The organism is Saliniramus sp., from assembly GCF_035311605.1.
GTDB lineage: Bacteria > Pseudomonadota > Alphaproteobacteria > Rhizobiales > Beijerinckiaceae > Saliniramus.
The window spans coordinates 1-13,282 of sequence record NZ_DATGCW010000314.1 but is presented as its reverse complement, the minus strand read 5'-3'; the positions used below and the strand labels follow the sequence as shown (position 1 = coordinate 13,282).

Annotated in this window: 9 protein-coding genes and 1 pseudogene; 5 read left to right on the top strand and 5 right to left on the bottom strand. The window is 62.7% G+C overall.

Annotated elements, in window-relative coordinates:
• Nucleotides 1-131: 131 nt before the first annotated feature.
• Entirely contained in the window at nt 132-1,826 is a 1,695-nt protein-coding gene (locus VKP01_RS14010) for an electron transfer flavoprotein-ubiquinone oxidoreductase (protein WP_324413316.1), read from the bottom strand.
• Nucleotides 1,827-2,293: 467 nt separating this feature from the next.
• Here VKP01_RS14010 and VKP01_RS14005 point away from each other — a divergent pair, with 467 nt between their 5' ends.
• Complete coding sequence (locus VKP01_RS14005) at nt 2,294-3,007, top strand: Crp/Fnr family transcriptional regulator (protein ID WP_324413314.1); 714 nt, start codon at nt 2,294-2,296, stop codon at nt 3,005-3,007.
• A gap of 109 nt (nt 3,008-3,116) precedes the next feature.
• Here the strand turns inward: VKP01_RS14005 and VKP01_RS14000 are convergent, their stop codons facing one another.
• On the bottom strand, nt 3,117-3,467 hold the full coding sequence (locus VKP01_RS14000) for a hypothetical protein (protein WP_324413312.1): 351 nt from the start codon (nt 3,465-3,467) through the stop codon (nt 3,117-3,119).
• Between the two features lie 418 nt (nt 3,468-3,885).
• Here VKP01_RS14000 and VKP01_RS13995 point away from each other — a divergent pair, with 418 nt between their 5' ends.
• The 4 genes from VKP01_RS13995 (at nt 3,886) to VKP01_RS13980 (ending at nt 9,910) form a co-directional block, all read left to right on the top strand.
• Complete coding sequence (locus tag VKP01_RS13995) at nt 3,886-4,968, top strand: Tad domain-containing protein (protein ID WP_324413310.1); 1,083 nt, start codon at nt 3,886-3,888, stop codon at nt 4,966-4,968.
• A 184-nt stretch (nt 4,969-5,152) separates the two neighbouring features.
• Nucleotides 5,153-6,286 carry a Tad domain-containing protein gene (locus tag VKP01_RS13990; RefSeq protein ID WP_324413307.1) on the top strand — a complete coding sequence of 378 codons (1,134 nt, stop codon included), beginning with the start codon at nt 5,153-5,155 and terminating at the stop codon, nt 6,284-6,286.
• An 86-nt stretch (nt 6,287-6,372) separates the two neighbouring features.
• Nucleotides 6,373-7,134, top strand: coding sequence for an SDR family oxidoreductase (locus VKP01_RS13985; RefSeq protein ID WP_324413318.1), 762 nt, complete (start codon nt 6,373-6,375; stop codon nt 7,132-7,134).
• A 403-nt stretch (nt 7,135-7,537) separates the two neighbouring features.
• Nucleotides 7,538-9,910, top strand: a complete 2,373-nt coding sequence (locus VKP01_RS13980; RefSeq protein WP_324413305.1) for a methyl-accepting chemotaxis protein — start codon at nt 7,538-7,540, stop codon at nt 9,908-9,910.
• A 33-nt stretch (nt 9,911-9,943) separates the two neighbouring features.
• Here the strand turns inward: VKP01_RS13980 and pgeF are convergent, their stop codons facing one another.
• The 3 genes and pseudogenes from pgeF to VKP01_RS13965 all read right to left on the bottom strand — a co-directional run.
• Nucleotides 9,944-10,645, bottom strand: a complete 702-nt coding sequence (gene pgeF, locus VKP01_RS13975) for a peptidoglycan editing factor PgeF (RefSeq protein ID WP_324413303.1) — start codon at nt 10,643-10,645, stop codon at nt 9,944-9,946.
• A gap of 92 nt (nt 10,646-10,737) precedes the next feature.
• Nucleotides 10,738-12,396: a BCCT family transporter gene (locus VKP01_RS13970; RefSeq protein WP_324413301.1), complete on the bottom strand. Its 1,659-nt coding sequence runs from the start codon at nt 12,394-12,396 to the stop codon at nt 10,738-10,740.
• Nucleotides 12,397-13,070: 674 nt separating this feature from the next.
• A pseudogene (locus VKP01_RS13965) lies at nt 13,071-13,282 on the bottom strand (hypothetical protein); the annotation flags it as partial.

The window sequence follows — 13,282 nt, the reverse complement described above, 5'->3', positions numbered from 1 at the left end:
CCTGAACGCCTCCCGCAGCGCGGCGGGTCGAACATGCTTGAAACGCGAATCCTGACGACAGCATGGCCTCATCGCCCTGCTGCTTCAAGGTGTAAGGTTGACACGCCCGGAAAATCCGGACGCCGTCCGCCTCACATGTTCGGGTAGACCGGTCCACCGCCGCCTTCCGGCGTGACCCAGTTGATGTTCTGGGCCGGGTCCTTTATGTCGCAGGTCTTGCAGTGCACGCAGTTCTGCGCGTTGATCACGAAGCGCGGGTTGGTCTTCTTCACCTCGTCGTCATAGACCACCTCATACACCCCGGCCGGGCAGTAGAGCCGCGCCGGCTCGCCGTATTTCGGCAGGTTCTGCGCGATCGGGATGCTGGAATCCTTCAGCGTCAGATGGCAGGGCTGCTCTTCCTCGTGATTCGTGTTCGAGAGGAAGACCGAGGAGAGCTTGTCGAAGGTCAAAACGCCATCCGGCTTGGGATAGCTCAGTTGCTTGACCTGATCGATCGGCTTGAGCGTGGCGTGGTCCGGCTTGCCATGGCTCATCGTGCCGAAGAACGAGCTCTTGAAGAGCTGGTTCATCCACATGTCCAGCCCGCCCAGCCCGATGCCGAGCAACGTGCCGAATTTCGACCAGAGCGGCTTGACGTTGCGCACGGGCTTGAGATCGGCGCCGACGGCGGAACTGCGCCAGGCTGTGTCATAGCTCGCGATCTCGTCATTGGCGCGCCCCTCGCGCAGGGCACCGACGAGATGCTCGGCACAGAGCATGCCCGAATGAATGGCGTTGTGGCTGCCCTTGATGCGCGGCACGTTGACGAAACCCGCCGCATCGCCGACGAGACAGCCGCCGGGGAAGGCGAGCTTCGGCACCGATTGCCAGCCGCCCTCGACGATGGCGCGCGCACCGTAGCCGATGCGCTTGCCGCCCTCGAAGGTCGGCGCGATCATGGGGTGCGTCTTGAAACGCTGCATCTCGTCGAAGGGCGAGAGCGTCGGATTTTCGTAATTCAGATGGATAACGAACCCGACCGAGACCAGATTCTCACCGTAATGATACAGCCAAGAGCCGCCCCCGGTGCGGTTGTCAAGCGGCCAGCCGAAGGAGTGTTGCACGAGGCCCGGGCGGTGCTGCTCGGGCGAAATCTCCCAGACCTCCTTGATGCCGATGCCGTATTTCTGCGGCTCGCGTCCGGCATCAAGATCGAACTTTCGGATCAGCTGCTTGGTGAGATGGCCGCGCGCGCCCTCGGCGAAGAGCGTGTACTTGCCGCGCAATTCCATGCCTCGGGTGAAATTCGGACCCGGATTGCCCTCGCGATCGACGCCCATATCGCCGGTCGCGATGCCGAGCACACGCCCTTCGTCATCATGCAGCACTTCCGCCGCCGCAAAGCCGGGATAGATCTCCACCCCCAGCGCCTCGGCCTGGGGAGCCAGCCAGCGGGCCACCTCGCCGAGGGAGCCAATATAATTGCCGTGATTGTTCATCAGCTTCGGCATGGCGAAATTGGGCAGGCGAATGCCGCCGCCGGGGCCGAGGAAAAGGAACTGGTCGTCGGTGACCTGGGTCTTCAGCGGGCATTCGGAATCCTCGCGCCACGCGGGCAGGAGCGCATCAAGTCCGCTGGGATCGATCACTGCGCCGGAGAGGATATGCGCGCCGATATCGGCCCCCTTCTCCACCACGACGACAGAATAATCCTCGCCCGCTTCGGTCGCGATCTGCTTGATGCGGATGGCGGCGGCCAGCCCGGCAGGGCCCGCGCCCACGATCACGACGTCGAAATCCATCGATTCGCGTTCGGGCAGCTCGGCCCCGTTCTGCGTAGTCATGCCATTGCCTCCTTTGGAGCGCTTTTCCGGTCTGCTCTCGAGCGCGTATGCAGCGCCGTTTCGTTACCACGGGACGGGCGCCTTGAAGACGCCGCCATATCGCAACGGAACGTGACAGACCATAATGCTTCCAGATAAACCGTCCAGCGGCATCTGTCGAACGGGCAAAGCATCGCGCCGCCACCGGACAACGACCGATCCTCTGCGACCGGGACCCGCAACGGGCCCGAGGGCCACATGGCGTAATCCGTCTCGCGCATGACAATCACGCGCATCACAATCGGGAGTGCTGGTGCTTACGCAGAAGACGCTTTGTCTGTTGCCTAACACAGCTGCGAACGCTATAAGAATCGCTGTAACTCACATGTTCGGGTTGAAATGGCTCGTGCAATGGCTTCCAGATTGCCGGATCGGCGAATTTCCAGGAGTCGGTTTTGTCGGATTACTTCCCTGACGGGAGTCTGATCTTGCCATTGCTGCGCCCCGATGCGCGGGAATTCATCGGCAGCCAGGCCTTGACGCGCAACATGCAGGCCGGGGAGGTCATCTTCGAGCCGACCGGCACATTGTCCCATGCTGTATTCCCGCATTCCGGTCAGATTTCGCTGCTCGCCATCCGGGATGACGGGCGCATCGCGGAGCAGACTGCCATCGGCCCGGAGGGCATGATCGGGCTGTCCATGATCCTGGGCGGCGGTGCCACCCTCAGCCGTTCGGTCGCCCGCATACCCGGCATCGCCACCTGGGTTCCGCTCGCGACGATGACCGAGGCGCTGGAGCGATTTCCATGTCTCTATACCGCCCTTGTCCTTTACGGGCGTTCGTTGATCATACAGTTGATGGAAAGCGTTGCCTGTAACTCGCTGGGGCATGCACCTGAGCGGGTGGCGCGCCGGTTGCTGCATGCTCATGATGCCGTTCACGGCGATAGGATCCCGATCACGCAGGAGAGCCTGGCCGAAGCTCTGGGCCTGCGCCGCGCCACGGTGAACGCCGTATGCACCGAACTCTCACGAGACGACATCATCACTTATACGCGCGGCAAGGTGGTCGTGAACGACCGGGCCGGGCTGGAGACACGCGCCTCGGATGCATACCGGCGCATCGTGGCCTCGTATTCCTGGCAGTCTCAGGATGCGTTCGACGCCCATGTCTATAAAGCGCAGAAGCGTTTTCGCTAACAGGGCGCAATACCCCATATCCGCTCTGAAGCGGGGGCTTATCGAGATATGTGCAGGCAAGCGCCCGGCTGCACCCGCTCTGCTGTCGCGTCCTGTGAATCGGCCTTAACTAGTCTCGCTGCGGCGTGATCGTATCCGTGCCACCGCCGATCTGGTCGACACCGATTTCCTCGGCCCCTTTAGGAGCGGGAACCGTCTGCTTTTCCTCGCCCGGGCGATGGTCGAAGCTGACACCGGCCCGCTCACGCATGTCGGCGAAGGCCTTGGCCTGCAGATAGGGCGCCAGATACCAGGCGATTGGAATGGCCAGAATGAATGTCGCGACCGTCGCGATCGGAACCAGCGTTTCCGAATGGGCCGTCAAAGGCGGTATGGTCACGATCGACACGAACATCATTCCGAAGAGAACCGCGTTGACTGGAAGATAGACCAGCGCGGCGACGATGAGGCGCTTGCGCATGACGTGCCTCCTTTCTCTGACCGGATCAACGCCGGGAAGCGCGCAGAGTTTCCGATCATTGGCCAGGTTTCCCGTTGCCACCCGCCCCGTTTTGCGAATCCGGCTTGGCGCGGAGCATTTTCCAAGGCCGGAAATGACGTAATTGAAGAAATTTTGAGTCAGTTTATAGTTGTATCTTTTTGATACAATTGCGGTCAATGATGAGACATGTCGCTGAATATCTTGTGTGCTGCCGAAATTTAAATCGAGACCATGGCCAGAAATGATACAGTCTATGTAGATTAATACATGCAATAATCTAATTAATCTTGGGTTGCATTAAGATTTATTGGAGGTGCCTAAAATTTGAATCATGCAAGCAACAAAGAATTTGCAGATTTTTCCGAGAGTCAGCGCCAGTGATCATGGAGGCGCTCGGATGAAACGCTTCATTTCTGATACGCGCGGCAACGTGGCGATGATCTTCGGGCTGACCCTCGTTCCCGTCATGGGATTTGCCGGGGCTGCGCTCGATTACAGCCGCGCGACCGCCGTGCGGGAAGAGTTGCGGCTGTTTGCGGATCAAACCGCACTCAATGTCGCCCAGGCCGGAAACCCGGCTTCGGCTCCCGACATTCTGGCGAAGGCCGAGGGCGATCTGCGGGGAAAGCTGCAGGAGAACCTCGAGGATGTGCGGATGCAGGGCCGTTGGCTCGACGGCGCGCATTATCAGGTGACGATCAATGCCGATTTGCGCTCGTCGCTTCTCGCCGGCGTGCCCGGCATGCCGAAGACGATCGCTGCGCAGGTATTCACTGTCGTGCACCGAATCCCGCCGACTTACAGGGTGCTGCCGCCGGACATGTCGATGCTCGACCCGGAAGCGGGCGATTACAATCGCATCTACATGTATTGTTACGATCCATTGCGCGCGGCGGAGCCGGGAACTGATCCGGATGAGTTCCGCACGCAGTTCACCGCCATCGCCGACAATTCCTCGACCACGGTCTATGATACCGAACTTCCGGAATGTGGTGCGGGTGAGCATGTCTCCTACATGCTGCGCAACGTCCGCGGTGCGCGCACCAGCCCCAATGCCTGGGATGACCCGTCGCGGGAAGTCTACAACTATTTTACCGACACGGTGCTCGATCCGAACACGCGCGTGCTGGAGCATGATGTTCAGGGCTATCGCGTGCGCCATGGCCATACTTTCGAGAAGATCGCCATGGAGGACGTCGGTCTGATCGAGACCGTGCATTGTCGCGATACCGAGGAATGCAAGGTCGAAACGCAGGGTGGTGTCATCCCCCATCCGGGCAAGGGACGCACCGCCGAGCAGGCGACAAGTGCCTGTGAGGAAGGGCAGTACATGTATTTCGGCTGGGAGGACCGACCGGTCTATCCGCAAGGCCATCCCCGTCATGGTCAGTGGACGGATGCCGATTTCGACGATATCCGCCTGATCGTCTCCTGCCCCGAAATCATCGAAACCGATCGCACGGTGCGCCTCGTGCAATGACCCCTGTGCCGTGACGAGCAGCGTGCGGCCCCTGCGATCAGGACGCCCGGATCCCGCCCCGATCCGGGCGTTTTCCGTTTGGCACCCGCAGCACCGCGTCGCAGCCGCAGAATTTGACGTAGCGGAATACGTTTATATATTCAGGGTAGCATATTTTTTATAAATCCGTCTTATGATCGATTGCATGAGTACTCTTGATGGTGGGTTGCCGATCATGCATGCCCTGATGCCAAAGCCCGACATTCATCGCCACGATGGCCCCGATCGCGACCGGCTCGGTCTCGACAGCCGTGGAAACGTCGCAATTGTCTTCGCTCTGCTGCTCGTGCCGGTAGCCGGGCTTGCGGGCGCGGCGCTGGACTATTCCCGGGCGCATTCCCTGCGTAGCGAGTTGCGCGTTCTGGCCGACAGCACTGCGATCGCGATCGCCATGGCCAAGGAGCCGCAGCGCACGGCGTTGTTGCAGGAGCAGGCGCGCGAATCGGTTATGTCGCGCCATGGCAACAGCGTGGAGAATGTCACGGTGAGTGGCGAGTGGGTCGACGAGATGCATTACCGCATCAACATCGAGGCGGATCTGTTCGCGACGCTCGCGGCCGCCATGCCCGGCATGTCGCGTTCGCTGACGGCGGGTGTGGAGACGGTCGTGCGCCGGCCGCCCATGGTCCAGGTCATGCCGCCACCGGATTTCAGGCAGCTCAATCATGAGGCCTCCGATTACGACCGTGTCTACACCTACTGTTTCAACCCTGACCGGACTGATGATCCCGATGGTGGCCGGCGCAACTTCCTGCCGTTGGCCGACAACGCGACACCGCCGACGGAATACGAGCAGGAATTCGCTGAATGCGCGCCGGGAGAATTCATCAGCTTCATGTTGCGCAATGTGCATGCTGCGCGTGAAAACCCCGAACAATGGGATGATCCGAGCCGACGCGTGTTCATTTATTATGCCGATACGACGATCAATCCGGCAACCGGCGCGTTGGTGCATGATGTTTCCGGGTATCGCGTGCGCGACGGCTGGCGCTACGAGGAGATGGATCTCTACAGGCAGAATCTGGAGACAGTGCTCTGCGACACGCTCGAGGAATGCGTTCGTATCGATGAAGGCGGCGTATTGCCCAATCTGGAAACCAATCGTGATCCCGAAATCGCCGAGGAAGTCTGCGAGCCGGGCAAATACTTGTATTACGGTTGGGAAGATCGCAGCAAGGGCTATGGCTGGACGGATTACGACTACAACGATATTCGCCTGGTCATCGGCTGCCCGACCTTCCAGGAAGCCGGCGGCGGCTTGATCCGGGTGGTGCGCTGAGCCGCATCCCGATCGCCCGCATCCATCTGCCGGAGACCTGCGTAAGCTGATACCGTGTCGCAATTCAAACGGTATCGGGGTGCATGATGGAACGCGCAGTTCTGGTGACGGGGGCGGCAAAGCGCATCGGGCGGGCGATCGCGCTGGCGCTGGCGGGCGAGGGTTACGCGGTCGCCGTGCATTACGGGCGCTCGCGCGAGGCTGCTGACGCGCTCGTCGCGGAGACCGAAGCTATGGGCGGGCGCGCCTGTGCGGTGCAGGGTGATCTCGCGGATGCTCGGGATGTGGCCCGGCTGGTGCCGGAGGCGGCGTCGAGGCTGGGGCTGCCGCTCACCATGCTGGTCAACAATGCCTCGCAATTCGAGCCGGATGATCTGATCGATCTCGATCCCGCGCAATGGGAGCGCCATTTCGCCATCAATCTGCGCGCGCCGGCCTTCCTCGTGCGTGATTTCGCCCGGCAATGCCCTGAGGGCGTGGACGGGCTCGTGGTCAACCTGCTCGACCAGCGGGTGTGGAAGCCCACGCCGCATTTCTTCTCCTACCAGCTCACCAAATCCGCCCTGTGGACGGCGACGCAGACCATGGCGCAGGCGCTTGCCCCGCGCGGCATCCGCGTCAACGCGATCGGGCCGGGCCCGACTATCTCGAATACGCGCCAGGGCGATGCCGATTTCCGCAAGCAGACGGAGGCGACGCCGCTGAAGCGTGGCGCGACGCCGGAAGAAATCGCGAAATCCGTCGTCTTTCTCGCCGCGACGCCGGCCATGACCGGGCAGATGCTCGCCCTCGATGGCGGCCAGCACCTGGCGTGGGAGACGCCGGATGTGGTGGGGATCCGCGAATGAATGCCATGCCTCCGTGCGGGTATCGGCGGCCTGGATGAAATGATGGGCCCGAAAGGGATCGAGAGCGTCCGATCCGACCCTGTCCGGCCCGAAACGCTGTAACGCGCCGGCGGGCAGGGTGATTGCCTTGATCGAGTGGCGCTACAAGGGTGCGTAGAAAATCGATCTCGAACGAAGTTGGATCCGGTTCTTCATGGCGCATGACAAGTCATGACCGAGATTTCTTCCTTCTCATTTCACGCAAAATGAATGTAATTTGAATGCTCGTCAAAAAATGCCACTAATAATTGTAATATTTTACAAGATGAACTAAAATATATATTTGTTTTGGCGAAGATTTTACTCTTCATAAATCATTGTCCGTAAATGCTGTCTGGAATTCGACCAAAACGAAGCCGAGCCGATGCTATCCATTCGTCGATCCAGCCTTCTGTTCACCGGCCTTGTCGGGCTTGCCGTTCTCGTGGCCGCAGGCTTCGTCATCGGACAAGAGATGCGGCGTTTGTCGTCCGCGACGCAGACCGGTAACGCCGTCACCGCATTGTCCTATCTGAACAAGGCGACGATCGAGATATCGCTCGAACGCTCACTCTCGCAGGTCGGCCTTGCCCTGCCCGGACCGTTCCCGGCGCGGTTCCAAAATGCCCTTGATGAGCAGCGGCGGCGTTCGGAAGCGCTCTTTGCCCAACTCGAAGCGCATCTTGACGCTGTCGAATTGCCGCGTGAGGCGGAGCTCGTCGAAGCGCTGAGGCAGCATCGGCAATCCCTCGCGGCGATCCGCGCAGAAGTGGATCCAGACCTGCGTGTGGCGCAGGATGCACGAACATCGCGTGGCTCCGGCGTGATCGAACACATGAAAAGCACGATCGCAGCCATGAATGATCTGGGCGATCTCGTCCGCCCGCCGACTCAAAATACGCCAGCAGCGATCGCCGCTAACGACCTCCTGATGCAGCGTGCGTGGATCATTCGCGAATATGGCGGACGCGAGCGCACCTATTTCGCGATCGCAACGGCATTGGAGCAGCCGCTGACAACCACTGACCTGCCCGAGATGCACGAATCTCATGGACGTGTCCTTCAGGCATGGGGCCTTTCCCAAAGTCTCGCGGGACGCGCGGATCTCGCGCCCGGCGTGGCGGATGCCTTCCAGCGCATGCGTCGGCTCTACTTCGAGGATTACGAGACCCTCCGGCAGGATCTCTACGCAGCCGCAGAGACCGCTGATTACCCGGTCGATTTCGAAACCTATTTCGCCCGCTCTACCGAGGCGCTCGATTCGGCGGTCGATCTCGTCGTCGAGGCGGCTGCGGCCAATCTCGCGCTTGCGCAGGAGCTGCGCAGAGAGGCTCGCAGCAAGCTCTGGCTGACCGTCGCCCTCGCGCTCGTCGCCCTGGCCGCGACCGGGATAGCCGTGCGCTATTTCCAGAATCGCGTTGCGGGACGGATCAGGCGCGCCACGCAAGTCATGCAGCAGCTGGCGGCCGGCACCAACGAGGTCGATCTCAGCGCGCTCGCGGGCTCGGACGAGGTGGGCGATATGGGGCGCGCGCTTGCAGTGTTTCGCGACAACGCCCTTGCGCGCATGCGCCTCGAATCCCAGGCGCAGACGGATCGTGACAAGGAATTGCTACGCCAGGACAAGATCGAGAGTCTGATCCAGCGTTTCCGGGAAGAAACGGCGCATGTGCAAGAGGGGCTGACCGTCGAGATCACCCAGCTGGGGCAGACATCCGCGCGATTGACGCGCGTCAGTGCCGACGCCTCCGAGCAGGCGCTCGAAGCCGGAACCGCCTCGCGCGAGGCGGATGGACACGTCCAGTCTGTCGGCAGCGCCGCCGAGGCACTGGCCGGATCCATCCGCGACATCACCGAGCAGGCGCAAGCCACTTCCGGCAAGGTCGCCCATGCGGAAACCATTGCCGACGCGGCGACGGCCACGGTCGGTGAACTGGCGCGCGGTGTGGAGACGATCGGCGAGGTCGTCGCGCTCATCCGTCAGGTGGCGGATCAGACCAATCTCCTCGCCCTCAACGCGACCATAGAGGCGGCCCGTGCCGGGGAGGCAGGGCGCGGCTTCGCCGTGGTGGCTGCGGAAGTGAAGGCGCTCGCGGCGCAAACGGCAGATGCGACCGAGGAGATATCGGCGCAGATTGCGGGTATCCAGAGCAAGACCGGCAATGTTGTGGGCTCGATCGACGGCATTGCGGGCACGATCGGCGAGATCGCGGATCTGGCCAGGGCGCTGGCCCAGGCGGTGGCGACCCAGGACGAGGCGACCCGCAGCATTGCCGGTTCGATCAGCCTCACGGTGAGCGGTTCGGCAACCGTGGCGCGCAATCTTGACGCAGTCTCCGGCGCCATCGAAAACGCGCGTGTCGAGGCGGATCAGGTGCGCTCGGTTTCCGACCGGGTCGATCAGGTTGCCCACCAGATGGCGCGGTCGGTCGAGGCCTTCGTCAGCGGCGTTGCCGAAGACGTCGATGATCGCCGCAACGAGACCCGCATACCGGCGCGCGATCCCGTCGAAATCCGCATGGCGAATGCCGTGATGCCGGCGCGTCTCGTCGATGTCTGCGGTTCGGGCCTGAAGATTGCATTCGAGCCGCATCTGCAGGAAACCGGCGCCCTGGTGCCGGGCGCTGCGGTTAGCGTCGTCTGGGAAGACGGGACGCGGATCGCTGCGCAGATCGTCTGGGCCTCCCGCGCCCAGGCGGGGATGGCCTCCGATGCGATGAGCGGCGTCGTCCAGCGCTATCAGCATCTGGCCGCGTGAGACCTGCCCGGCGGCTGCGCCGGCGCAGGAGCTTCAGCCGGGCAGGGCAATTGCCGAGATCAGCCGACCGTGGCCCGGCTCCTGGCGGTGAGTGTGGCGGCGGTAGGAGTGGAAGTGCTCCGGCTCCGCATAGGTGCAGCGGGCGAGATCCTCGAAACCGCCGATGCTGGCGGCTTCGAGCCGGGCGCCGATGAAGGCGGGCAGATCGAATTGCGCGCGGCCCGCATCATTGGGCGTGAAGAAGCGCTCATGGCCGGGATCGGCCTCGCGGAAGGCCGCGACGAGCTCGGGCCCGACTTCGTAATTCGCCGCGCTGATGGTGGGGCCGAGTGCCGCGATGATATCGCCGCGCTGCGCGCCGAGTGCTTCCATGGACGCGATGGTCGCCTCCAGCACCCCGGCCAGCGCCCCGCGCCAGCCCGCATGCGCCGCGCCGATCACGCCCGCGCGGGCGTCAAAAAACAGAACCGGCCCGCAATCCGCTGTGGCGATGGCGAGCGCCACCCCCGCCTGGCGCGTCACCAGCGCATCCCCGCACGGCCGCGCATCATCCGCCCAGGGCGCCTCGACGGTGACGATATCCGGCGAATGCACCTGCTTCAGGCCGAGGAATGCGTCAGCCGAAACCCCCAGCTCCCGCGCCAGGGCCCCCCGATCCTCCACCGGCGCCGCCCGCGTGAAAAAGGCGTGGGCGAGATCATCGTGACGGGAAAGCGCAGAAGCCTGAAGCCGCATGGGAAGGGTATCCGTATGATGGGGCGCTCAGGGGGTGATAGGGGATTTCGGGAGGTGAGGGAAGGCCCGCGCCTGGCGCGAGCCTTGCCCGATCATCCTGTCGAGCCGGTCGAGATGCTGCGATACTCGCTCAACAGGCCCTTGTAGATGGCAAAACACATCACGAGCAAAACCATCGTGAACAGGATTCCCGTCGATATCACCATCGATTGCAGTGCTGCGAGTCCCCCGCCGACGAGCAGGGCAATCGCGACTGCGCCCTCGAAAATGCACCAGAAGACGCGCTGCAACACGGGCGCATCGATCTTGCCGCCGGCGGTGATCGTATCGATCACGAGACTGCCGGAATCCGACGAGGTGACGAAGAACACGATCACCAGAACAATTCCGATGAAGGAGGTGATGCCGGCCAGCGGCAACAGGTCGAACATGCGGAAAAGCTGCAGTTCGAGCGCTGCATCCTGCGCGGCGGTGTAGTTCTCGGTCACCACCTGGTGAATCGCCGTGCCGCCAAAGATCGACATCCACAGGATGCAGACGAGGCTCGGGATCAGCAGGACGCAGGTGATGAACTCGCGCACCGTGCGCCCGCGGCTGACGCGGGCGATGAACATGCCGACGAAGGGCGACCACGAAATCCACCAGGCCCAGTAGAAGGCCGTCCAGCCCTGGCTGTAATTCACATCCTCGCGCCCGAACGGCATGGAGAGCGGCAGCAGCCGTTCACCGTAGGATACCAGGCTGTCCCAGAAGAAGCCGAGCAGGAAGATCGTGGGCCCGGTGATCAGCAGGAACAGGGCCAGCAATGCGGCAAGCCCCATGTTCAGCTCGGACAGCACCTTGACGCCGCCATCGAGCCCGCGCAGCACCGAGACCAGCGCCACGGATGTGATGCCGATGATCAGCACGATTTCCGTCGTCGTGCCCAGCGGCACGCCGAAAAGCGCGTTCAGCCCGGCGCTGGCCTGGGTCGCGCCGAAGCCGAGCGATGTGGCGAGGCCGAACAGCGTGGCGAAAACGGCGATCGTGTCGATGGCATGTCCCCACCAGCCCCAGACACGCTCGCCCAGTAGCGGATAGAACGCCGAGCGGATGGTCAGCGGCAGGCCCTTGTTGAAGCTGAACAGCGCGAGCGCCAGCGCGACTGTCGCGTAGATCGCCCAAGGATGCAGGCCCCAGTGATAGATCGTGGCGGCCATGCCGAGGCTGATTGCGGCTTCCTGATTGCCCTGCGCAGCCCCCAGCGGCGCCCAGTCCGTGCGCACCCCGTTCTCGGCGGCCGTTCCGCCCATGGCGGTGGAGAAGTGGGTCATCGGCTCGGACACGCCGTAGAACATCAGCCCGATCCCCATGCCGGCGGCAAACAGCATGGCGAACCAGCCGGTATAGGAGTAATCGGGCACGGCCTTCGAGCCCCCCAGGCGCACCTTGCCGAGCGGGGTCACGATCAGAAGCAGGGCAAACAGCACGACGAAATTGGCGCTCGTGAGAAAGAACCAGTCGAATGTCGTGGTCGTGAAACTGAACATCGCCGAGAAGATCGCCGAGGCCTGTTCCGGAAGGGCCAGCGTGAAGATGACGAAGACGATCGACGCAATGCCGGAGATCAGGAAGACGGGATTGTGGATATCGAGACCGATCGGCCCGAACCGTCTGCGGATATTGTCCTGCCCAATGCGATAATCGGTATCAATCAAATGCGAAAGACCATCAGGCCAACGTATGCGCGAGCTGATCGCTCTCTCGGTCATGAACCACTCCGTTTCGTTGTTTTGTCGCGACGCGGATCAGCGCACGGGATCCGCGTATGCATCAGCTGGCCGAAGGGGCGGACGCCCGGCGAGTTCGGCGTGCTGGTGCAAAAAAGCCGCTTTCATGCGCGGCATGACTGACGATGCGTCAGGCCGCCACACCAATATGCAATCCCAAGCTGGAGCAGCGCGCCGATCAATCAACCCATGCACCCCGCCGCCAACGCGACGCGCACCTGGATCACGGGCCTGCGGCAAGATCGTGCCACCCGGCTACACCACGTGAGCGTGCCACGCAGACGCCGCAGCATGCCCACGCGTGTTCGCGAGTCAATGGTATCGCCGGGTGTGTGCAACCGGATGGCGGGTGAGGGGGGCGCGGTCAAGGGCGAGGGGTGCGAGGGTGGGGATCACCGTAGTGATGCGGTGGGGAAGCGGGGAGGGCGTGAAAGCGATGAGCCACCCGCAGTGGCCCTCTTCATTCACGGGAATCCGTTTGAGGACTTGCCGAATAACTGACGCTGGCGAGGAGAAGGCTGTCCATGACAACCTGGATCGCCGCCTCTCCCAATCCGGCCAGCGCCCCGCGCCGATCAGGCCTGTGCAGGGTACCCAGAGCAGATCCGGCCCGGAATTGGCTGTGGCGATGGCGAGCACCACTCCCGCCCGGCGCATCACCAGCGCATTCCCCGAGGCCGCGCCTCATCCGCCCAGGGCGTCGCGACGGTGACGACATCAGGTGAGTGCACCCGCTTGAGGCCGAGGAACCCGTCCGCCCCGACCCCGACCTTCCGAGCCAGCAAACCCCGCTCCTCAACGGGCGCCGCGCGGGTGAAGAAGGCCTGCGCTACGCCGTGATGATCGGAAAGAGCGGAAACCTGAAGCC

Coding starts and splice junctions, on each gene's coding strand:
- VKP01_RS14010 (WP_324413316.1), bottom strand. CDS start 1,826: ATGACTACGCAGAACGGGGCCGAGCTGCCCGAACGCGAATCGATGGAT.
- VKP01_RS13990 (WP_324413307.1), top strand. CDS start 5,153: ATGAGTACTCTTGATGGTGGGTTGCCGATCATGCATGCCCTGATGCCA.
- VKP01_RS13985 (WP_324413318.1), top strand. CDS start 6,373: ATGGAACGCGCAGTTCTGGTGACGGGGGCGGCAAAGCGCATCGGGCGG.
- VKP01_RS14000 (WP_324413312.1), bottom strand. CDS start 3,467: ATGCGCAAGCGCCTCATCGTCGCCGCGCTGGTCTATCTTCCAGTCAAC.
- VKP01_RS13980 (WP_324413305.1), top strand. CDS start 7,538: ATGCTATCCATTCGTCGATCCAGCCTTCTGTTCACCGGCCTTGTCGGG.
- pgeF (WP_324413303.1), bottom strand. CDS start 10,645: ATGCGGCTTCAGGCTTCTGCGCTTTCCCGTCACGATGATCTCGCCCAC.
- VKP01_RS13995 (WP_324413310.1), top strand. CDS start 3,886: ATGAAACGCTTCATTTCTGATACGCGCGGCAACGTGGCGATGATCTTC.
- VKP01_RS13970 (WP_324413301.1), bottom strand. CDS start 12,396: ATGACCGAGAGAGCGATCAGCTCGCGCATACGTTGGCCTGATGGTCTT.